Origin of the sequence: Bradyrhizobium sp. WSM471, from assembly GCF_000244915.1 — a bacterium.
GTDB lineage: Bacteria > Pseudomonadota > Alphaproteobacteria > Rhizobiales > Xanthobacteraceae > Bradyrhizobium.
Map to the genome: position 1 here is coordinate 7654589 of NZ_CM001442.1, position 21888 is coordinate 7676476.

The 21888-nt window shown below is 62.9% G+C and carries 19 protein-coding genes; 6 read left to right on the plus strand and 13 right to left on the minus strand.

The genetic code is table 11. From position 1 onward, the window contains the following. Window positions 1-73: 73 nt before the first annotated feature. Window positions 74-904, plus strand: coding sequence for an MlaD family protein (locus BRA471DRAFT_RS34985; protein ID WP_007615910.1), 831 nt, complete (start codon window positions 74-76; stop codon window positions 902-904). A gap of 67 nt (window positions 905-971) precedes the next feature. Here the strand turns inward: BRA471DRAFT_RS34985 and BRA471DRAFT_RS34990 are convergent, their stop codons facing one another. The 8 genes from BRA471DRAFT_RS34990 to urtA form a co-directional block, all read right to left on the minus strand. Then, on the minus strand, window positions 972-2012 hold the full coding sequence (locus tag BRA471DRAFT_RS34990) for an aliphatic amidase (protein WP_007615912.1): 1041 nt from the start codon (window positions 2010-2012) through the stop codon (window positions 972-974). Between the two features lie 46 nt (window positions 2013-2058). Continuing rightward, on the minus strand, window positions 2059-2421 hold the full coding sequence (locus BRA471DRAFT_RS34995; RefSeq protein WP_007615914.1) for a zinc ribbon domain-containing protein: 363 nt from the start codon (window positions 2419-2421) through the stop codon (window positions 2059-2061). Between the two features lie 90 nt (window positions 2422-2511). Next, complete coding sequence (gene fmdA, locus BRA471DRAFT_RS35000; RefSeq protein ID WP_007615916.1) at window positions 2512-3741, minus strand: formamidase; 1230 nt, start codon at window positions 3739-3741, stop codon at window positions 2512-2514. Between the two features lie 27 nt (window positions 3742-3768). Continuing rightward, a complete protein-coding gene (gene urtE, locus BRA471DRAFT_RS35005) occupies window positions 3769-4458 on the minus strand; it encodes an urea ABC transporter ATP-binding subunit UrtE (protein ID WP_007615918.1) in 690 nt (229 codons plus the stop codon). Between the two features lie 11 nt (window positions 4459-4469). Further along, window positions 4470-5225, minus strand: a complete 756-nt coding sequence (gene urtD / locus BRA471DRAFT_RS35010; RefSeq protein ID WP_007615920.1) for an urea ABC transporter ATP-binding protein UrtD — start codon at window positions 5223-5225, stop codon at window positions 4470-4472. Between the two features lie 118 nt (window positions 5226-5343). Then, window positions 5344-6486 (minus strand): urea ABC transporter permease subunit UrtC, encoded by a 1143-nt coding sequence (gene urtC, locus BRA471DRAFT_RS35015; RefSeq protein WP_007615922.1) that lies wholly within the window; start codon window positions 6484-6486, stop codon window positions 5344-5346. An 18-nt stretch (window positions 6487-6504) separates the two neighbouring features. Next, window positions 6505-7431, minus strand: a complete 927-nt coding sequence (urtB, locus tag BRA471DRAFT_RS35020) for an urea ABC transporter permease subunit UrtB (protein ID WP_007615924.1) — start codon at window positions 7429-7431, stop codon at window positions 6505-6507. A 147-nt stretch (window positions 7432-7578) separates the two neighbouring features. Then, window positions 7579-8838 carry an urea ABC transporter substrate-binding protein gene (gene urtA / locus BRA471DRAFT_RS35025; RefSeq protein ID WP_007615926.1) on the minus strand — a complete coding sequence of 420 codons (1260 nt, stop codon included), beginning with the start codon at window positions 8836-8838 and terminating at the stop codon, window positions 7579-7581. Between the two features lie 166 nt (window positions 8839-9004). Between urtA and BRA471DRAFT_RS35030 the strand changes: the two genes are divergently transcribed. Continuing rightward, on the plus strand, window positions 9005-12376 hold the full coding sequence (locus BRA471DRAFT_RS35030) for an ATP-binding protein (protein WP_007615928.1): 3372 nt from the start codon (window positions 9005-9007) through the stop codon (window positions 12374-12376). Continuing rightward, complete coding sequence (locus tag BRA471DRAFT_RS35035; protein ID WP_007615930.1) at window positions 12360-13289, plus strand: response regulator; 930 nt, start codon at window positions 12360-12362, stop codon at window positions 13287-13289. The genes BRA471DRAFT_RS35030 and BRA471DRAFT_RS35035 overlap by 17 nt, the downstream gene beginning before the upstream one ends. A 225-nt stretch (window positions 13290-13514) precedes the next feature. Here the strand turns inward: BRA471DRAFT_RS35035 and BRA471DRAFT_RS35040 are convergent, their stop codons facing one another. Together BRA471DRAFT_RS35040 and BRA471DRAFT_RS35045 are read right to left on the minus strand one after the other, a co-directional pair. Continuing rightward, window positions 13515-15017, minus strand: coding sequence for an NAD(P)/FAD-dependent oxidoreductase (locus tag BRA471DRAFT_RS35040; RefSeq protein WP_007615931.1), 1503 nt, complete (start codon window positions 15015-15017; stop codon window positions 13515-13517). A gap of 125 nt (window positions 15018-15142) precedes the next feature. Continuing rightward, window positions 15143-15901, minus strand: a complete 759-nt coding sequence (locus BRA471DRAFT_RS35045; RefSeq protein ID WP_035974520.1) for a trypsin-like serine protease — start codon at window positions 15899-15901, stop codon at window positions 15143-15145. A 110-nt stretch (window positions 15902-16011) separates the two neighbouring features. Here BRA471DRAFT_RS35045 and BRA471DRAFT_RS35050 point away from each other — a divergent pair, with 110 nt between their 5' ends. Beyond that, complete coding sequence (locus BRA471DRAFT_RS35050) at window positions 16012-16647, plus strand: HAD-IA family hydrolase (RefSeq protein WP_007615933.1); 636 nt, start codon at window positions 16012-16014, stop codon at window positions 16645-16647. 131 nt (window positions 16648-16778) lie between these two features. Here the strand turns inward: BRA471DRAFT_RS35050 and mtnA are convergent, their stop codons facing one another. From mtnA to BRA471DRAFT_RS35065, 3 genes are all read right to left on the minus strand, one after another. Then, window positions 16779-17888 (minus strand): S-methyl-5-thioribose-1-phosphate isomerase, encoded by a 1110-nt coding sequence (gene mtnA, locus BRA471DRAFT_RS35055; protein ID WP_007615934.1) that lies wholly within the window; start codon window positions 17886-17888, stop codon window positions 16779-16781. An 18-nt stretch (window positions 17889-17906) separates the two neighbouring features. After that, window positions 17907-18782, minus strand: a complete 876-nt coding sequence (locus tag BRA471DRAFT_RS35060) for an S-methyl-5'-thioadenosine phosphorylase (RefSeq protein ID WP_007615935.1) — start codon at window positions 18780-18782, stop codon at window positions 17907-17909. 184 nt (window positions 18783-18966) lie between these two features. Further along, window positions 18967-19239 carry a phosphopantetheine-binding protein gene (locus BRA471DRAFT_RS35065; RefSeq protein WP_007615936.1) on the minus strand — a complete coding sequence of 91 codons (273 nt, stop codon included), beginning with the start codon at window positions 19237-19239 and terminating at the stop codon, window positions 18967-18969. Between the two features lie 357 nt (window positions 19240-19596). Here BRA471DRAFT_RS35065 and BRA471DRAFT_RS35070 point away from each other — a divergent pair, with 357 nt between their 5' ends. Continuing rightward, window positions 19597-20814, plus strand: a complete 1218-nt coding sequence (locus tag BRA471DRAFT_RS35070; protein WP_007615938.1) for an acyl-CoA dehydrogenase family protein — start codon at window positions 19597-19599, stop codon at window positions 20812-20814. 64 nt (window positions 20815-20878) lie between these two features. Further along, window positions 20879-21859 carry an amino acid--[acyl-carrier-protein] ligase gene (locus BRA471DRAFT_RS35075; protein ID WP_007615940.1) on the plus strand — a complete coding sequence of 327 codons (981 nt, stop codon included), beginning with the start codon at window positions 20879-20881 and terminating at the stop codon, window positions 21857-21859. Window positions 21860-21888 lie beyond the last annotated feature (29 nt).

Below are 21888 nucleotides of genomic sequence, written 5' to 3' on the forward strand. Positions count from 1 at the left end.
GCTTCGCTAACCCGCCTTACGTACCATTGCAGCTCCTTCCAACTTCCTTCGTTTGGCCGTAAAATCACCCTGCATGGCACGCGCGAGCAATCTGGTGATCGGAACGGCGACGCTGGCGGTGATCGCCGTGGCGTTCGGCGGCGTGCTCGGCGTGCAGAAATGGCGCACCCTCCAGAGCCGCAGCCAGTTGCGCGTGGTATTCGAGGGCGGCTCCGCCAGCGGATTGCGCCGCGGCGGGCCGGTCAATTTCGACGGTGTTCCCGCTGGCCAGATCCTGTCGATCAAGCTGGACAATCCGCGCAAGGTCGTGGCCCTGGTGATGCTCGACAATACCGCGCCGATCCGCAAGGACACCGTCGCGGGCATCGAGTTCCAGGGTCTCACCGGCGTCGCCGCGGTCTCGCTGATCGGTGGCGCGCCCTCCGCGCCGCCGGTGCCGCTGGATTCGGACGGCGTCCCCGTGCTGACCGCCGATCTCAGCGACGCCGAATCGATCGTCGACACCCTGCATAGTGTCGACCGCACAATCGTCAGCAACGCACCGGCGATCAAGGAGGGCCTGCGCACGTTCGAGAACTACACCGCCGATCTCAGGAGCAAGGGCGGCGAAATCGATTCCGTCATGGCCAAGGTCGACAGCGCCTTCGCAGGCTTCGACAAGGCGGTCACAAAGATCGAAGGCGTCGTGCCCGGCTTTGCCGACGGCAAGGCGGATGAGCTGTTCGAAAAGATCCAGGGATTGCACGAGCTCGCCGACACCATGAGAAAGAAGTCGGCAAACTTCCTCGATGACATCCGTCGCTCACTGCTCGACGTCAGCGAGGCCGCCAACAAGATGAGCGGGACACCCACACCGGCTGCCGCTCCGCGACCGCCGCGCAAGCCGGCGCGGCAGAAACGGTAGACCCTCAGCACGCGTTGTGCACGACGCCCGTGCCGGCGCAGGACCGCGTGGTCGATGCAGCCATGGCTCAGTAGTTGCTCGGCGCCGCTTCATTGGGGATGCCGTCGATCGGGCATTCGGCGGTCCCGGGCGTCGCACGCGTCATCGCCTCGACCATGTCCCTTGTGCCCTCGGGATCGGCGATCCAGTTCTTGTAGAAATCATAGGGGCAGGCGGCGACGCCGCGCGGGCTTTCGCCGGAATTGATCATGCCGGTGTAGCCGCGATGGACCAGCTTGTAGAGATGGTTCTGCGACTGGCCGTTGCGGCGCGCATCGCGGATCAGATGCTTCGACAGCTGGGCATATTGGATGCCGTAGTCCTCCTCGCCGCACTCACCGAGGGTGCGGCCATCGAAACCGATGATCGCGGAGTGACCGAAATAGGAATAGACCCCGTCAAAGCCGGCGGCGTTGGCGACCGCGACATAGACGTTGTTGGCCCACGCCATCGCCTTCGAAATCAGGATCTGCTGCTCCTTGGCCGGATACATGTAGCCCTGGCAGCGCACGATCAGCTCGGCCCCCTTCATGGCGCAGTCGCGCCAGATCTCCGGGAAGTTGCCGTCGTCGCAGATGATCAGGCTGACCTTCATCCCTTTCGGGCCGTCGGAGACATAGGTGCAATTGCCGGGATACCAGCCCTCGATCGGCACCCACGGCATGATCTTGCGGTACTTCTGCACGATCTCACCCTGGTCGTTCATCAGGATCAAGGTGTTGTAGGGCGCCTTGTGCGGATGCTCCTCGTGGCGTTCGCCGGTGAGCGAGAACACGCCCCACACCTTGGCCTTGCGGCAGGCTTCGGCGAAGATCGCGGTCTCCTCACCCGGTACCGCGCAAGCGGTCTCATACATCTCCGTGGAATCGTACATGATGCCCTGGGTGGAGTATTCCGGGAAAATCACCAGATCCATGCCGGGAAGGCCGGTCTTCATGCCCACCACCATGTCGGCAATCTTGCGGGCGTTGTCGAGCACCTCGGCCTTGGTGTGCAGGCGGGGCATCTTGTAGTTGACCACCGCGACGCCGACGGTGTCGTTGCTGCTGGAGATGTCACCGTGAAGCATTTGAATTGCTCCTCTACTCTGTTTCTGTTTGGGAGTGCCGGGTAAATCAGTGACTGATCATCCAGGGCCGTGCGGTAGGGAAGCCCTTGGCGCCGCTTCTGGTCTTGGTCACCAGCCGCGCCGGCTTTTTCTTGTCCGATGAGTTTTTTCCCGTGGAGCAGCAGCCGCAACCGGGACCGTGCGAGGCCTTGTATTGCGCCAGCGTCTGCGGCGCGTGCGTGCTGCGCTCGTTGACGGCGTGAGCCTTGCGCGTCTCCGACGGCATGCAGAAGAAGTTCGGGGCGGTCAGGATAACGCGCGGCGCCATGATTTCACATTGCGGACAGACCTGCGGATCGTCGCATTCGGCCATCGGGCGCATATCCTTGAACGGACCGCAATCGTCACAGAGATATTCATAGACCGGCATCGCATCATCCCTACGCTGTTGTCTGTGAGAGAACTGCCGCGGCGGATGCGGGGCGGCAGATACGCCGTCCCGCACCCCGTCGCGCAGGGATTATTTGTCGGGTGAGATCGGCATCTGGATATCGCCCTTGATGTGCTTGATAGGTCCGGCCGAGGACGGCATCACGTCGAAGTCGAAGATCTCCGTCGGCAGCCATAGCGTGGCGCAGGCATTGGGCACGTCGACCACGCCGGAGATGTGGCCCTGAACCGGTGCCGTGCCGAGGATCGAATAGGCCTGGGCACCGGAGTAGCCGAACTTCTTCAGATATTCGATTGCATTCAGGCAGGCCTGGCGATAGGCGATGGTGACGTCGAGATAGTGCTGCTTGCCGGCCTCGTCGACCGAAATGCCCTCGAAGATCAGATAGTCCTTGTAATTCGGCGTGATCGGCGACGGCTTGAAGATCGGATTCTTGACACCGTACTTCGCCATACCGTCCTTGATCACCTCGACTTTCAGATGCAACCAGCCGGCCATCTCGATCGCGCCGCAGAAGGTGATCTCGCCGTCGCCCTGGCTGAAGTGCAGATCGCCCATCGAGAGACCGGCACCCGGCACATAGACCGGGAAGTAGATCTTCGAGCCGCGCGAAAGATCCTTGATGTCGCAATTGCCGCCGTGCTCGCGCGGCGGCACGGTGCGCGCGCCTTCGGCGCCGATCTTGTCCTTGACGTCGCCCTTGGCGCGGCCGCCATGGGCAGTCGGCGCGAACGGCGGATTGGCGAGGCCGGGCACGCGGGTCGGATTGGTCGCGATCAGCTCGGCCTCGCGCTTGTTCCAGGTATCCAGCATCTTCGGATCGGGCAGACAGCCGATCAGGCCGGGATGGATCAGGCCGGCGAAGTTGACGCCGGGGATGTGGCGCGACGAGGTGTAGAGGCCCTTGATGTCCCAGATCGACTTCTGCGCCAGCGGGAAATGATCGGTGAGGAAACCGCCGCCGTTCTGCTTGGAGAAGAAGCCGTTGAAGCCCCACATGCTCTCCTTCATCGGACCGACGTCGAGCAGGTCGACGACGAGGAGGTCGCCGGGCTCGGCGCCCTTGACGCCGATAGGGCCGGAGAGAAAGTGCACGATCGATAGATCGATGTCGCGCACGTCGTCGGCGGAATCGTTGTTCTTGATGAAGCCGCCGGTCCAGTCATAAGTCTCGATGATGAAGTCGTCGCCGGGATTGACCCAGGCCACGATCGGAATGTCGGGGTGCCAGCGGTTATGCACCATGTCATTTTCGTAGGCCGACTTGGTGAGATCGACCTTGATCAGTGTCTCTGGCATCGAGATGCTCCCCTTTTACACGGTTGGTTAGACGGACAGATATTTCGAGACCTGCGCGGCATCGACGGCGTCGCGCGGATCGTCGCGGACGATCTCGCCGTTCTCGATCACCAGCACGCGGTCGGCGATATCGAGTGCGAAGCTCAGGACCTGCTCGGACACCACGATCGAAAGCCCCTTCTCGTCGCGGATGCGCTTGAGCGTGCGCGCCATCTCCTTGATGATCGACGGCTGGATTCCTTCGGTCGGCTCGTCCAGCAGCAGCACTTTTGGCTTGGTCGCCAGCGCGCGGGCGATCGCGAGCTGTTGCTGCTGGCCGCCGGAGAGATTGCCGCCGCGGCGGTCCTTCATCTCCAGCAGCACCGGAAACAGTTCGTAAATGTCACCGGGCACCTCGGTCCCGCCGGAGACCACGAGGCCGGTCTCGATGTTCTCCTTCACCGTCATGGTGGAGAAGATCATGCGGCCCTGCGGCACATAGGCGAGGCCCTTGGCCACCCGCTCGTAGCTCGGCAAGGCACCGAGCTCGGCACCGTCCATGGTCACCGAGCCGCTCTTCGCCGGCAGGATGCCCATCAGCGATTTCATCAGCGTGGTCTTGCCCATGCCGTTGCGGCCCATGATCGCCACGATCTCGTTGGGCGCGACCTTGACGTTGAGCCCGTGCAGCACCTCGCTCTGGCCGTAGGCGACGTGAAGATCAGAAATAGCCAGCATCGTCGCGCTCCTTAGTGACCGAGATAAACTTCGACGACCTTGGGGTCGTTCTTCACCTTTTCCATGGTCCCTTCCGACAGGATCTGGCCCTGGTGAAGCACGGTGACCTTGTGCGCGATGTCCTCGACGAACTTCATGTCGTGCTCGATGACGAGCACCGAGCGGTTCTTGATGATGCGGTTGAGCAGCTCGGCGGTCTTGGCGCGCTCGGACACGCTCATGCCGGCGACCGGCTCGTCGAGCATCAGCAGGTCCGGGTCCTGGATCAGCAGCATGCCGATCTCGAGCCATTGCTTCTGGCCATGGCTGAGCAGATCGGCATTCACGTTCAGCCGGTCCTTCAGGAAGATCATTTCGGCGACTTCATGCACGCGGTCGCGTACGGCGGCGTCGCGCGTGAAGGTCAGCGCCCCGAACACCGAGCGTCCGCGCGGATAGGAAATCTCCAGATTTTCGAACACGGTGAGATCGTCGTAGATCGACGGGTTCTGGAATTTGCGACCGACCCCGGTCTTGACGATCTCGTTCTCTCTCATCCGGGTCAGCTCCTTGCCGCGGAACTGGATCGAACCGGAGGTCGCTTTGGTCTTGCCGCAGATCAGGTCGAGCACGGTGGTCTTGCCGGCGCCGTTCGGACCGATGATGACGCGGATCTCGTTCTCATCCACGTAGAATGAGAGATCGTTGACCGCCTTGAACCCGTCGAACGACACGGTCAGCGCTTCGACGGCGAGCAGAAATTCCTTGGGCTGATGACCGACGAGCATGATCTACCTCCTCACTGCCAGCATGGCATCGGCATCGTGATGACCGACGAGCATGATCTATCTCCTCACTGCCAGCATGGCATCGGCATCGTGATGACCTAAGAGCATGATGATCTCCTCACTCGGCCGGGGCGCCGTCGGCGACCGAGCTGTCGGTCCAGCCTTCGGGTTTCGGTTTGCGCGACGAGATCAGGCTGTCGATGCGCGGCTGCACATAATCGCCCCAGATCCCGGCAAGGCCGTTGGGAAAGGCCAGCACGACGGCGATGAACAGCCCGCCCAGTCCGAACAGCCACAATTCGGGAAAGGTTTCCGACAGGCTGGTCTTGGCGAAATTGACCAGCAGCGTGCCGTAGACCGCGCCGAGGATCGACAAGCGGCCGCCGACCGCGGTGTAGATCACCATTTCGATTGACGGCACGATGCCGACGAAGGACGGCGACATGAAGCCGACATTGAGGGCGAACATGGCGCCGCCGATTGCGGCGAACACGGCGGCGACGCAGAAGGCGAAGATCTTGAAGTTGGCGACGCTGTAGCCGGAGAAGCGGACGCGGTCCTCCTTCTCCCGCATCGCGACCAGGATGCGCCCGAGCTTGGAGTGCCGGACGAATTGCGCGATCATGATGCAGGCAAACAGGCACCCGACCTCGAAGAAATACAGCACGATTTTGGCGTGGTCGGGACGGATGTCCCATCCTTTCAGCGTCCGCAAATCGGTCATGCCGTTGATGCCGCCGGTGTAGCCCTGCTGGCCCACGATCAGGATGGTCAGGATGGCCGCGACCGCCTGGGTGATGATGGCGAAATACGTGCCGCCGACACGGCGCTTGAACATCGCAGTGCCGATGATGAGAGCAAATATGCCGGGGACGAGAATGATGGCGGCGATCGTGAAGGTCAGGCTGCTGAAAGGCTTCCAGAACAGCGGCAGCGCGGTGATCTGATTCCAGTCCATGAAATCGGGAATGCCGGGGGTCGACTGGATCTTGGTGTTCTCCACGCTCGAGGCCTCGAGCTTGAGGAACATCGCCATGCAGTAGCCGCCGAGCCCGAAGAACACACCCTGGCCGAGACTGAGAATGCCGCCATAGCCCCAGCAGACCACCAGCCCCAGCGCGACGAAAGCGTAAGTCAGGTATTTTGCGACCAGGTTGAGCCTGAAGACATCGAGCGTGAGCGGCAGCACCACCACCAGGAAGACCGCGAGCACCAGAATTCCGATGAGCTCCGATCGATTGAAGAAGCGATTGTCGGTCATTGCATCAGCCCCAGTTTCTCACTTGCGAACCTTGAGGGCGAACAGCCCCTGCGGCCGCAGCATCAGGATTCCGACAACGGCTAGCAGCGTCAGTACCTTGGCCATCGAGCCCGACATGAAGAACTCGAGGGTGGATTGGGTCTGCGAGATCGAGAAGGCCGATGCGATGGTGCCGAGCAGGCTTGCCGCGCCGCCGAACACGACCACCAGGAACGTATCGACGATGTAGAGCTGTCCGGAGGTCGGCCCGGTCGAGCCGATCATCGTAAAGGCGCTCCCGGCGACACCGGCAATGCCGCAGCCAAGGCCGAAAGTGTAGCGATCCACCTTTTCGGTGTTGATGCCGACGGCACCGGCCATGATGCGGTTCTGCACGACGGCGCGCACCTGCCGACCCCAGCGCGATTTGTACATCACGTAGGCGACGCCGACGGTGATCAGGAGGGTGAGGCACATCACGAAGACGCCGTTGATCGGCACTTCGATGCTGTCGGTCACGTGCAGCGAGCCAAGCATCCATTGCGGCAGCTCGACGCCGACCTCGCGCGCGCCGAACACGGAGCGATAGGCCTGTTGCAGGATCAGGCTGAGGCCCCAAGTCGCAAGCAGCGTGTCGAGCGGGCGCTTGTAGAGATGCCGTATCAGCACCCACTCCACCAGCATCCCCAGCGCACCGGATGCGACAAAGGCCAGGATCATCGCGAGAAAGAAGTAGCCGCTGAACAGGCTCGGCAAATTGGATTGGAAGAAACTCGAGGTCATCCAGGTGACGTAGGCCCCAAGGATCATGAACTCGCCATGGGCCATGTTGATGACGCCCATCTGGCCGAAGATGATCGCAAGACCCAGCGCCATCAGGACGTAGACGGAGAACAGGATCAGTCCTGCAAAGCCCTGCATGACGAAGATGGAGCCAAGGTCACCAAGCGAGTAGTCGCCGAACATCGATGTCCTCCGTCGGGAAAGGGTCCCGCGTCGCGAGCAGGTTCGCGACGCGGGGGTCTTGGGCGTGGATTTGCGGTCCACGCCAGGGAGACGCTTGATCTCAGGGGAAGCCGCGGCAGGCGCCGCGTCTTACTGGTGATCCCAGTTTTACTGGTAGCCCTTGGGGAACGGATCCGGCTCGACCAGATCGGCGGTCTCGTAGATCAGTTCGAACTGGCCATCGAGCTTGGCGCGTCCCACCCGGGTCTTCGACCAGAGGTGATGATTTTCGTGGATGCGCACATAGCCTTCCGGAGCGCCCTTGAACTCGATGCCCGGCGACGCCGCCGCGATCTTGTCGATGTCGAAGGAGCCCGCCTTCTCCACCGTCAACTTCCACAGCCACGGGCCGAGATAGGCAGCCTGGGTGACGTCTCCGATCACGGTCTTCTCGCCCCACATCTTCTTGAACGCCGGGACGAAGCTCTTGTTGTTCGGGTTGTCGAGCGACTGGAAGTACTTCATGCAGGCATAGGCGCCCGCGATGTTCTCGCCGCCGATGCCGTCGATTTCGTCTTCGGTCACCGAGATCGTGAGCAGCGCCTGCTTGGAGAGGTCGATGCCGGCGGCCTTGAGCTGCTTGTAGAACGCAACGTTCGAACCGCCGACGACGTCAGTGAAGATCACGTCGGGCTTGGTCAGCTTGATCTTGTTGATGACCGAATTGAACTGGGTGTTGCCGAGCGGATAATACTCTTCGCCGACGACCTTGCCCTTCAGCACGTTCTCGACGTGCTTGCGCGCGATCTTGTTCGAGGTGCGCGGCCAGATGTAGTCGGAGCCGATGAAGAAGAACGACTTCGCGCCCTTCTCCTTGGCGATCCAGTTCAGGCCGGCGAGGATCTGCTGAGTGGCTTCCTGGCCGGTGTAGATCACGTTCTTCGACTGCTCGAGACCTTCATAGAAGGTCGGGTAATAGAGCATGCCGTTGTACTGTTCCATGACGGGCAGCACGGCCTTGCGGGACGCCGAAGTCCAGCAGCCCATGATCGCCGCGACCTTGTCGTTGACCAGCAGCTTCTTGGCCTTTTCGGCAAAGGTCGGCCAGTCGCTGGCGCCGTCTTCCTGGATGAACTTGATCTTGCGCCCGAGCACGCCGCCCATGGCATTGATCTGTTCGATGGCGAGCTTTTCGGCTTCGATCGAGCCGGTCTCGGAGATGGCCATGGTGCCGGTCGCCGAATGCAGGATGCCGACCGTCACCTCGGTGTCGGTGACCGCGAGGCCCGTGGTATTGACCGCCGAGGTCGCCGGGGCCTGCGCAAAAGATGCTCGCGGCAGCATGGTAATGGCCGGCACGGCCGCCATTCCCATCAATAATTTGCGCCGGAGCGGCGATAACAGGCCCTTGTTCGCTTCGTCTGACATGAGCACCCCACTGTTGTTCGAGGACACGCGATTGGTGCCGTGAGGATGGCTCGAATTTGTGCACTGCAAGCATACGCAAGATCGCGTATACTGCACCGCAAAATGACGACGTAGGGTTTTGGTACAGGTTTTGCGAGGGATCCGGGAGTTCGGGAGTGGGGGTTAAGTGGCAGGGCGGCAGCGGATAGATCGCGTCAGGCGCCAGTACAACCAATGGGTCGCCAACCAGACGCTGGAAGACTACGCGCTGCGCTTCACCGCCAAGAGCGCGCGCCGCTGGTCCGCCGCCCGCGTCGCCAACACCGCACTGGGCGCCATCTCCTTTCTCGCGCTGGAGGCGATCGGCGGCACCATCACCCTGAACTACGGCGTGACCAACGCCACCGCCGCGATCCTCGTCGTCTCCACCATCATCTTCTGCTGCGGCGTTCCGATTGCCTATTATGCCGCCAAATGCGGCATCGACATTGACCTGCTCACCCGCGGCGCCGGCTTCGGTTATATCGGCTCGACCGTCACCTCGCTGATCTACGCCTCCTTCACCTTCATCTTCTTCGCGATCGAGGCCGTGATCCTGGCGACGGCGCTCGAGATGTGCTTCGGCATTCCGCGCCCGATCGGCTATCTCATCAGCGCGGTCGCGATCATCCCGCTTGTCACCTATGGCATCACGCTGATCAGCCGCTTCCAGCTCTGGACGCAGCCGATCTGGATCATCCTGCACATCCTGCCCTTCGCCGCGATCGCCTGGGCCAACCCTTACTCGTTCACGGAGTGGCGCAAATTCGCCGGCGAACACGGCGACCCCAGCGGACATTTCGATCTGCTGCTGTTCGGTGTCGCATCCTCCGTGGTGTTTTCGCTGGTGGCCCAGATCGGCGAGCAGGTCGACTTCCTCAGGTTTCTGCCGCGCGACCGCCGCACGTCGCGAACGTCGTGGTGGGCCGCCCTGCTGATCGCGGGCCCCGGCTGGATCATCTTCGGCGCGCTGAAACTGCTGCTGGGCTCGTTTCTCGCCTTCTTCGCGCTGAGCCACGGTCTCTCCAGCGAGCTGGCGGCCGAGCCTGCGCACATGTATCTCGAAGCGTTTCGCTACGTGTTGTCGCAGCCGGACATGGCGTTGGCACTCACCGGCGCGTTCGTGATCCTGTCGCAGCTCAAGATCAACGTCACCAACGCCTATGCAGGCTCGATCGCCTGGTCGAACTTCTTCTCGCGTCTGACGCATAGCCATCCCGGCCGGGTCGTTTGGCTGGTGTTCAACGTGATGGTGGCGCTGCTGCTGATGGAGATCGGCGTCTACAAGGCGCTGGAGCAGACGCTCGCGCTATATTCCAATGTCGCAATCGCCTGGGTCGGCGCGCTGGTGGCCGATCTCGTGGTCAACAAGCCGCTCGGCCTGCGCCCACCCCAGATGGAATTCAAGCGCGCCCATCTCTACGACATCAACCCGGTCGGCGTCGGCGCGATGACGATCGCGACCATTGTCTCGATCGCGGCATTCTACGACCTGTTCGGCTCGACCATGAAAGCGCTCGCGGCCTTTGTCGCGCTGACGGTCGCCTTCGTCACCGCGCCCGTCATCGCCTGGCTCACCGACGGCAAATACTACATCGCGCGCAAGCCGAAGAGGAGCTGGGCCAATATCGAATCGATCCAGTGCTGCATCTGCGAGCACCATTTCGAGCCGGAGGACATGACATCCTGTCCTGCCTATGCCGGCCCGATCTGCTCGCTATGCTGCTCGCTCGATGCGCGCTGCCATGATTTGTGCAAACCGCATGCGCGCGCGCAGGTGCAGTTCGCCGACGCGCTCGCCAGGATCTTGCCGCAGTCGATCTATCAGCGGATCAATTCGCAGTTCGGCCACTACATCGGTGTGTTCGTGGTCTCGGCGGGCCTCGTCGCGCTGGTGCTGGGGCTGATCTACCTCCAGACCTCGGTCAGCGTGCCTGGCGAGAACATGCTCGTCTCCAACGTGCTCTGGAAGGTGTTCTTCTCGCTCAGCATCATCATCGGAGTGGTGGCCTGGCTGTTCGTGCTGGCGCAGCAGAGCCGACGGGCCGCCGAGGCCGAGACCCGGCGCCAGACCACGCTGCTGATCCAGGAGATCGACGCGCACAAGCGCACCGACGCCGAGCTCCAGCGCGCCAAGGAAATCGCCGAATCCGCCAACCTCGCCAAGAGCCGCTACGTGGTCGGCCTGAGCCACGAGCTGCGCTCGCCGCTCAATGCGATCAGCGGCTATGCCCAACTCCTGGAGCAGGACACCACGCTCAACACCAAGCCGCGCGACCAGGTCCGCGTCGTCCGCCGCAGCGCCGATCACCTCTCCGGCCTGATCGACGGCATTCTGGACATCTCCAAGATCGAGGCGGGGCGGCTGTACCTGTCGCGCGACGAGGTGCGCTTGAGCGAATTCCTCGACCAGCTCGTCGGCATGTTCCGCCTTCAAGCCGCAGCCAAGAGCATCGACTTCGTGTTCCGGCGGCCGGCGCATTTGCCGGTCGTGGTCTATGCCGACGAGAAGCGGCTGCGCCAGGTGCTGATCAATCTGCTGTCCAACGCGATCAAATTCACCCAGGCCGGCAGCGTGCAGTTCGTGGTGCACTATCGCAGCCCGGTCGCCGAGTTCGAGGTGATCGACACCGGTCCCGGCATCCAAGGGGACGATCTCGAACGCATCTTCGCACCCTTCGAACGCGGCGCGCTCGGTGTCTCGCAGCCGCAGACCGGCACCGGGCTGGGCCTGACCATCAGCCGGCTGCTCGCCGGCGTCATGGGCGGCGACATCAAGGTCTTGAGCACGGTCGGCAGCGGCAGCACGTTCAAGGTCAAGATGTTGCTCTCGGAAGTCACCAATCCGCAGCGCATCGCGCCGGTGGAGGCCCCGATCTCCGGCTATCACGGCGCGCGCAAGACCATCCTCATCACCGACGACGATCCCGTGCATCGCGACCTCCTGCGTGAGGTGTTGACACCACTCGGCTTCATCCTGCTCAGCGCGCCCGACGGACCTGGTTGCCTGGCGCTGGCCCAGCACTGCCGGCCCGATCTGTTTCTGCTCGATATTTCCATGCCGGGTATGGACGGCTGGAAAGTCGCGGAAACGCTGCGCGCGAACGGCCACCATCAGGCGCGCATCCTGATGGTGTCGGCCAGCGCGCTCGAGGCCCACGGCACACCGCTGGCGCAACCCTTCCACGACGGCTATCTGATGAAACCGATCGACATCCCCAGGCTTTTGGAAGGCATCCGCCAGCTTCTGAAGATCGAATGGCAATACGGCACGGACGAGATCGCCGTGCCGCTATGGCGGCCGGAGAGCGGCTCGCGGCCGCCTGTACGACACATCGAGGCGCTGATCGGGCTTGGTCAGATCGGCTACGTCAAGGCTATCCAGTTGAAGCTGGACGAGATCGGCGGTGAGCATCCTGAACATGCCGACTTCGTCGCGGAAATGCGGTCGCTGATCGACCGCTTCGATCTCGACCAGTACATGGCCACATTGAAGACGTTGCATGCGTATGAGCACTGAGTCGAAAAAGCGCGACGTCGCGCTCGTTGTCGACGACTCCCCGGAGACGCTGCGGCTGCTCACCGACGCGCTCGACAACGCCGGGATGACGGTGATGGTGGCGCTCGACGGCGCGGCCGCGATGCGCATCGTCGACCAGATCACGCCTGACATCGTGCTGCTCGACGCGGTGATGCCGGGCATGGACGGGTTCGAGACCTGCCGCCGCCTCAAGCGCGATGCGGGCCTTGCCAATGTCCCGGTGATATTCATGACGGGGCTCGCCGAGACCGAGCACATCGTGCGCGGGCTGGAGGCGGGCGGCGTCGACTACGTGACCAAGCCGATCGTGATCGAGGAGATGCTGGCGCGCATCCGCGTTCATCTCGGCAATGCGCGTCTGACGCAAAGCGCACGCGCCGCGCTCGACGTGTCCGGCCGATTCCTGTTCGCGGTCAACCGCCAGGGCAAATTGTTGTGGGCGACCCCGCAGGCGCAGAAGCTGCTGGCGGACCACCACGGCGCGCAGGCCGACGACGACTTCGTCCTGCCGATATCATTGCTGCAATGGCTGGAGCAGGCGAAGGGCAAGGGCAGTTCGAAGTCCCAGGCGGCTTCCCTGCCCGACAATCCTCAGCTCCGGCTGTACTACATGGGCGAGACCGCGCCGAACGAGTTCCTGCTGCGGCTCTCCAAGGAGTCCGGCACCGCGCCGCCACCCGAATTCACCAGCGAGCTTGGCCTCACTACACGCGAAGGCGAGGTGCTGGCCTGGCTCAGCAAGGGCAAGACCAACCGCGACATCGCGCAGATTTTGGGCTTGAGCCCGCGCACGGTCGACAAGCATCTCGAGCAGATCTATTCCAAGCTTGGAGTCGAGAACCGGACTGCGGCGGCGGCGATTGCAACGAATGCGACAAGAAGGAATTCGTAGTCTTGCTGCGAGTGAGTTGAAACGCGCCCCGTCCAACCAACAGTGTCGTCCCGGACAAGCGAAGCGCAGATCCGGGACCCATAACCACAGGGAGACGATTGGCGAAGACTCGGAGTGACCGGCTCGCCCCACGACCACTGCCTGGGAGTATGGGTCCCGGGCTCGCTTCGCGCCCCGGGACGACAGTGGAAAGTGTCGCGATCGCTTGCGTCCCTACGGGCCCCCTCACCCGTACACAAACTCCCCTCCATCCAGATCCGTCTTCGGGATCTCGTCCTTTTCGGTCCAGTAATCCTGGCTGTGCTGCCATTCCGGCTTGTCGCCGCGCTTGGGAAGCAGGTCCATGTTGCGCATCATGTAGCCGGGATTGAAGTTTTCCGGATCGATCCAGGGCAGGATCGGCATGTTGTGGTCTTCGGCGCGTAACTTGACCTCGACCTTCTTCTTGCCTTTGGTCTTCATGTGACCGAGCAGGCGGCAGACGAAGTCGGCGACGAGGTCGACGCGCAGCGTCCAGCTGGCGCGGAAATAGCCGAACACCCAGACCATGTTCGGCACGCCCGTAAACATCATGCCGCGATAGGTGACGGTGTCGCCGAAGGCGAGCGGCTTGCCGTCGACCTCGAAGGCGATGTCGCCGAGCGCCGCGAGATTGAAGCCGGTTGCGGTGACTATGATGTCGGCTTCAAGCAGCTTGCCGGATTTGAGCTGGATGCCGTTCTCGATGAAGCACTCGATCTCGTCGGTGACGACGGACGCCTTGCCGCTGGCGATCCCCTTGAACAGATCGGCATCGGGCACGAAGGCGATGCGCTGCCGCCAGGGCCGGTAGCTCGGCGTGAAATGTGTGTCGACATCGTACTCCGGACCGAGCACCGCGCTGATCTGGCCGATCAGCTCCTTCTTCACTTGCTGGGGCTTGGAGATGCAGAGTTTCGTGAAGGCATCCTGCTCGAACAGGATCTTGCGGCGGACAATCTCGTGGATCCAGGCCTCGTCAATTTGGAGCCGGCGGAGTTCCTCCGCGATCTCGATGGCGTTGCGCCCCAAACGGAAATAGGTCGGCGAACGCTGCAGCATCGTGACATGCGCGCATTTGTCGGCGATGTTCGGCACCAGCGTCGCCGCCGTCGCGCCGGAGCCGATCACGACGACCTTCTTGTTCGCGAGGTCGATATCATCAGGCCAGGTCTGCGGATGAACGATGCGGCCCTTGAAGCGATCCATGCCCTTCCATTCCGGCGTATAGCCTTCGGAATGGCGGTAATAGCCCTGGCACATCCAGAGGAAATTCGCCGTGAAAGTTTTTGGCTCGCCAGTGTCGGTCGTCACCGCTTCGATGGTCCAGAGGTTCTGCTCGCTAGACCAGTTCGCCGAATTGATCTTGTGCTTGTAGCGGATATGCCGCGCGATATCGTTTTCATCGATCACCTCGTTCATGTAGGCGAGGATTTCCTCTGCGGTCGCGATCGGCGGCCCGACCCAGGGCTTGAAGCTATAACCGAAGGTGTGGAGATCGCTGTCGGAGCGGATGCCGGGATAGCGATGCGTGGTCCACGTGCCGCCGAACGTCGCCTGCGTTTCCAGGATGACGAAGCTCGCACCCGGAAGCTGCCTGGTCATGTGATAGGCGCTGCCGATGCCCGAGATGCCGGCACCGACGATCAGCACGTCGAAATGTTCAGAAGCCTGTTTGGCCGTGGCGTGACTGCGAACAGCGACATTCATTGTTGCTTCTATGCCTTGCTTGTTTTTGTGGCCGCCCTTGATTGGGCAACGCGTTTCCTCCGCGACGGACGTGGTTGCCCATCGCGCTTCCGCTTCAAGATGACATAGATCAGGGCGCGGTCAAATCACAGCGCCGCACCCCAGCTCCGCGCGGTCTGCAAGATCCAGTCGCGATAGAGCGTGAGCGGCGTGACGCCGGTCAGCCCGCCGCAGCCGGCGGCTCCGTTCGGCCCCGTGGACCAGCTGATGATGCCGACGAGCACGGCTCCATTCGGCTTGTCCTCGAACACGGGACCGCCGGAATCACCGGTGCAAGCGCCAATTCCGTCGCGAACACCGTTGGTTACGGGGTCGACCAGCCGGATCTGGAGCGTGCCGGGCTGCCCCGTCGCAACGAGGCCGGCAACGCGCGTCGCGCCGCCACTCTTGCCGTCACCACGCACGGTGACGCCGATACCGGCGATGACGAAGCGGCTGCCGACCTGGATCGGAATATTCGGCGCACCGACGGGCACCGTCGATTTTCCCTTGAGTGGAATTTCCAGTTGCAGCAGCGCCAGGTCGGCGGTAGCGCGATGCGCTTGCATCGCCTGCATGTTGAAATTCGGATGGATCGCGACGGTGCGGACATTCAGCAGTTGCGGCTGCCCGTCGGTGCCGCGATCGACGATCTTGTAGTCCGCGCCGGGCTGCACGCAGTGGGCAACGGTGAGCACCAGTTTTGGCGCAACCAGGGTGCCGGTACAGAAATTGCCGCGGGAGCCGACGATCGTGACGACGGCGCGCGCGACGCCATCGGCCTGCGGCGTGCCGCCACCAACGATGGCATAAGCGGGCGTGGCGAGCAGCAGCGCGGTCGTAGTGAGGGTTACGAGCTTCTTCATGGGAACACGCTTTGGTATCGGGTCGGTGACGGCGGTGGGATGGCTTCGGACTGGTCCTTGCCGATAGCGCATGCTAGCGCTCTTGGAAAGGAATTGACGAGGGCGGGATCTTGACGATCGAGGCTGTGATCTTTGATTTTGGCGGCGTGCTGACGAGTTCGCCGTTCGAGGCGTTCACGCGGTTCGAGACGGAGCGTGGCCTGCCCATCGACATCATCCGGCGCACCAATGCCGCCAATCATCTGGAGAATGCCCGGGCCAAGTTCGAGCGCGCCGAGGTCGACATCAACACGTTCGATCATTTGTTCGCGACGGAATCGCTGGCGCTCGGCGCGGAGGTGCGCGGCCGCGATGTGCTGCCGCTGCTTCAGGGCGATCTGCGCCCCGAGATGGTGGAAGCGCTGAAGCGCATCAACGCGCAATTCAAGACCGGCTGCATTACCAACAATCTGCCGGCCAATGCGATCGGCAGCATGACCGGGCGTTCACTCTATGTCGCCGAGGTGATGGTACTGTTCGACCATGTCATCGAGTCCGCCAAGATCGGCCTGCGCAAGCCCGACCCGCGCATTTATCAGCTGATGGTAGAGACGCTGAAGGTAGATCCAAAGAATTGCGTCTATCTCGACGATCTCGGCGTCAACCTGAAGCCGGCACGCGAGATGGGCATGACGACGATCAAGGTGACCAGCGGCGCCCGGGCGATCGCCGAGCTCGAGGCCGCAACAGGATTGAAGCTGAGCTAGCCGCGCTGCCTGTGCCTCATCCTGAGGAGCGCGCCCTTGCGCGCGTCTCGAAGGATGAAGGCCTCACTGGGGCTCCTCGCCCTTCGAGACGCCGCGCAAGCGCGGCTCCTCAGGGTGAGGGATTACACATCCTACTCCGCCGCGGCGGCGATCCGCTCCGGAAACGCCGCGGCAAGTGAAGCACGATCAGGCTTCAGCACGCCGCGCTCGGTGATGAGACCGGTGACGAGCCTCGCCGGGGTGACGTCGAAAGCATAATTCGCGACCGGCGAGCCCTCCGGCACGATGCGCACCGTCTCAAGTCTTCCGTCTGCGGTGCGGCCGGTCATGTCGGTGACTTCCGTGCCGCTGCGCTGCTCGATCGGGATGTCGCGGATGCCGTCATCAACGGCGAAATCGATCGTCGGCGACGGCAGCGCGACATAGAACGGCACGTTATTGTCGTGCGCGGCGAGCGCCTTCAAATACGTGCCGATCTTGTTGCAGACGTCGCCATTGGCGGCAACGCGATCGGTGCCGACGATGGCGAGATCGACCATGCCGTGCTGCATCAGATGACCGCCGGTGTTGTCGGGAATCACCGTATGCGCCACGCCGTGATGGCCGAGCTCCCAGGCCGTGAGCGAGGCGCCCTGGTTGCGGGGACGCGTCTCGTCGACCCAGACATGAATCTTGATGCCGCGCTCATGCGCGAGATAGATCGGCGCCGTCGCCGTGCCCCAGTCGACGGTCGCAAGCCAGCCGGCATTGCAATGGGTCAGCAAATTGACGGTCTCGCCCGGCTTCTTCTTTGCGACGATCGCCTCGATGAGTTTCAGGCCGTTGCCGGCGATGCCGCGGTTGATCTCGACGTCCTGCTCGACGATCTCGTCGGCGCGCGCATAGGCAGCTTCGGCGCGCTCCCGCGGATCGATCGGCGCGAGGCTCGCGCGCATCTCGTCCAGCGCCCATTTCAGATTGATCGCCGTCGGCCGCGCCACCACGAGCGTGTCGTAGGCACGCCTCAGGCCGGCGTCGGAGGCGTCCTCGCGCATCGCCAGCGCCATGCCGTAAGCCGCGGTCGCGCCGATCAGCGGCGCACCGCGCACCAGCATGTCGCGGATGGCGAGGGCCGCGTCCTCGCATGAGGTCAGCTTCGCAACGATGAACTCATGCGGCAGCCGGCGCTGGTCGATCGCGCCGACCGACCAGCCGTCGCGCTCACGCCAGATGCTGCGGAAATGTTTGCCGTCGACCTTCATGGCATTCTGCCTTTCGTATCACGTCCGCAGGATGCGCCCTGCCACCGCATCGAGCTTCTTCAAGAGCTCGGGATCGCGCGCCTCGGGCGCGGTGATCAGCGCGGTATCGAGCGCGCGGTCCGAGCCGATCGGGCACGGCTCATGCTCGCGCGGGAAGTCTTTCGCCAGCCGCGCCACCAGCGCTTTTGCCTTGTCGGCATTCGAGCTCAGAACGCGGATGATGTCCTGCACGGTGACGGCGTCGTGATCGGGATGCCAGCAATCGAAATCCGTCACCATCGCAACAGTGGCGTAGCAAAGCTCGGCCTCGCGCGCGAGTTTCGCCTCGGGCATGTTGGTCATGCCGATCACGGAATAGCCCAGCGTCTTGTAGGTCATGCTTTCCGCATAGGTCGAGAACTGCGGTCCCTCCATGCAGACATAGGTGCCGCCGCGCGCAAACGCGATGCCCTCGGCTTCGGCCGCCGTGGCAAGATGGATGCGCAGCCGCGGCGAGACTGGGTGCGCCATCGACACATGCGCGACGCATCCCCTCCCGAAGAACGAGCTCTCGCGTTTGTGGGTACGATCGACGAACTGGTCGACAAGAACGAAGGTTCCCGGCGGCAGTTCCTCCCTGAACGAGCCGCATGCCGACAGCGAGATCAGATCGGTGACCCCGGCACGCTTGAGGACGTCGATATTGGCGCGATAGTTGATGTCGGAGGGCGACAGCCGGTGGCCCTTGTCATGGCGCGGCAGGAACACGATCGGGAGGCCGGCAATGGAGCCGCGCCGCAGCGGCGCCGACGGCTCACCCCAGGGGCTCTTGATCACCTCTTCGCGAGCGTCCTCCAGCCCCGGCAAATCGTAGATGCCGGAGCCGCCGATGATGCCCAATACCGCCTGCGTCATGCCTGCTCCACCCCGTTCGCGCCTTCGCAATCCCGTGGGGAAGCTATGCCAGTTTTACGTCGGTTTTGGAACGGGTGATGGGGTCCGATGCCGAGACGAGCGGAAAGCGCTCGCCACACATCCGGTGTCGTCCCGGCCTAGTGCGCAATTGCGCACTAGGCCGGGACGACGCCGGAAATCTCGATTATGCCGCGACCGCCGACTGCAGCTGGGTCGCGACCATGCGCTCCAGGGTCTCGACGGACTGGAAGTTCTCCGGTGTGATCTCGGACTGGGGAATCGTGAAGTCGAACTCGGCTTCGACGCCGAGCATCAGATTGACCATGTCCATCGAGGTCAGGCCGACGTCAACGAGCTTGGCCTGCGGCGTGACCTCGGTGGAGAGCGAGTTCTGGGCGAGGATGCCCTTCACCAGCTTGATGATGCGATTGCGCAATTCGGTATCGAAAGCCTGCATCGGTAAATTCCCATCTGTCGACATAGGTCGGACCGGTTGCCCGCTACGATGGGCACGGCGGGCCGATCCCGCAATGGACGCCACCATTACTTCGCGTTTCTTAGTAAACGATGACTCAGATTGTCTGGATTTCCGGCTTCTTACAGATCCCTAACGCGATCGCGGGAATCCGGACGATGCAAACAACCCGAACTTAACTGTTCGTTCGGAATTGGGCTTTGTTTACCCTCTATTTCATCGACGAATTTGAATTAAATCCGTAGCCTCATCTCATAAGCAAAGATGGTCGAAGGATCGCTCAAGCGGCATCGCGAATGATGCCGGCGATCCTGAACGGCAAACCGGAGGCGGACGAGTATGAACGTGCGTGAAGCAGTCCTCACTGTCGACGAGGCGCAGACGAGCTTTCTCGAGCAGGGTCCCTCCCTCATTGAGCGCGCCGCCCGGACCGCCACCGTGGCGGCTGCCGACGCAGACGGGGTCGATCGCGATGCCCGCTTCCCCCACAAGGCCTTCGAGGTCGCGCGCGAGCAGAAGCTGCTCGGCGTCATGATCCCGGCCGAGTTCGGCGGCTTCGGTGCCTCGATCCACGACGTCACCGACGTCTGCTACGCGCTCGGACGCGCCTGCGCTTCCACGGCGATGATCTACGCCATGCACACGACAAAAGTCGCCTGCGTCGTCAGGCACGGCCACGGCATCCCCTGGATGGAAACCATGATGCGCCGGGTCGCGCGCGACCAATGGCTGCTCGCCTCCTCCACCACCGAAGGCCAGAACGGCGGCAACATCCGCGCCAGCGCCGCCGCCGTCGACGTCGCCGGCGATACCGTCTCGCTGCTGCGCGACGCCACCGTGATCTCCTACGGTGCCGAGGCCGACGGCCTCGTCACCATCGCCCGCCGCGCCACCAACGCGTCTGCGTCCGACCAGGTGCTGCTGGCGCTCGCCAGGGACGATTATTCGCTGAAGCGGACGCTGGGCTGGGAAACGCTCGGCATGCGCGGCACCTGCTCGACCGGTTTCGAGCTGAAGGTCGACTGCCCGACCGACCGCGTCTTCCCGGAATCCTACGACAAGATCCACGCCCAGACCATGACGCCGTTCGCGCATCTGTGCTGGTCCTCGGCCTGGGCTGGTATCGCTGCAGCCGCAGTCACCCGCGCGCAGGCTTTCGTCCGCAAGGCGGCCCGCACCTCAGGCGGTCAGATGCCCCCGGCAGCCGCGCATTTCACCGCCGCCAAGATGTCGCTGGCCAAGCTGCGGGCGCTGATATCGGCCAATATCGACGCCTTTGCTCGCGCCGAGCACGACGAACGCGCGCTCGGCTCGCTCGACTTCCAGTCTTCGATCACGCTTCTGAAGGTGCAGGCCTCGGAGCTCGCGGTCGAGACCGTGATGCATGCGATGCGCACCGCTGGCCTTTCCGGCTACCGCAACGACGGTGAGTTCACCATGGGCCGCCACCTGCGCGACGTGCTGTCGTCGCCGATCATGATCAACAACGACCGCATTCTGGCCAATGCCGCAACATCGACCCTGATGAGCGGCGTGCCGACAAGCCTTCGGGACTGACGAGCTTTCGAGACCGACGTGCCTTCGTTCAATAAGAATAATTTCAGATAGCAGGAAGCCGAACATGAACATTGTTGTTCTCCCCAACTCGCCTGAGACCGCGCCGCAGATCGTGGATCCGCTGGATCATCTCGCCGAGAAGCTGTTCCATCCCATGGGCTCGGACGGCGTCTATGCCCGCACCGCGCTTTACGAGGGCATCGTCGAAAAGCTCGCCGCGCTGATCACGAGCCATCGCGAGGCCGGCACTGAAGTGATGCGCTTCCCGCCGGTGATGAGCCGGTCTCAGCTGGAAAAATCCGGCTACCTCAAGAGCTTTCCGAACCTACTCGGTTGCGTCTGCGGCCTGCACGGCACCGAGCGCGAGATCAACGCCGCGGTCAGCCGCTTCGATGCCGGCGGCGACTGGACCAGCTCGCTCTCGCCGGCAGACCTCGTGCTGTCGCCGGCGGCCTGCTATCCCGTCTATCCGATCGCGGCGAGCCGCGGCCAGTTGCCGAAGGGCGGCCTGCGCTTCGACGTCGCCGCCGACTGCTTCCGCCGTGAACCGTCAAAACATCTCGACCGGCTGCAATCGTTCCGGATGCGGGAATATGTCTGCATCGGCAGCCCCGATGACGTCGCCGATTTCCGCGAGCGCTGGATGGTGCGGGCGCAGGCGATTGCTACCGATCTCGGTCTCACCTTCCGCGTCGATTACGCGAGCGATCCGTTCTTCGGCCGCGTCGGTCAGATGAAGGCGGTCAGCCAGAAGCAGCAGCAGCTCAAGTTCGAACTGCTGATCCCGCTGCGCTCGGAAGAGCAGCCGACCGCTTGCATGAGCTTCAATTATCACCGCGAGCATTTCGGCACGACCTGGGACATCAAGGACGCCAATGGCGAGCCGGCCCACACCGGCTGCGTCGCTTTCGGCATGGACCGCCTGGCCGTCGCCATGTTCCACACCCACGGCACCGACCCTTCCGCCTGGCCCGCCAAGGTGCGGGAGATCATGGGCCTGCAGCCGCAGATCGCGGCCGATGCCCACGGCGAAGGCTGGCGCTAACGGAACGAGGCCGGTCATTTCCACGGGAA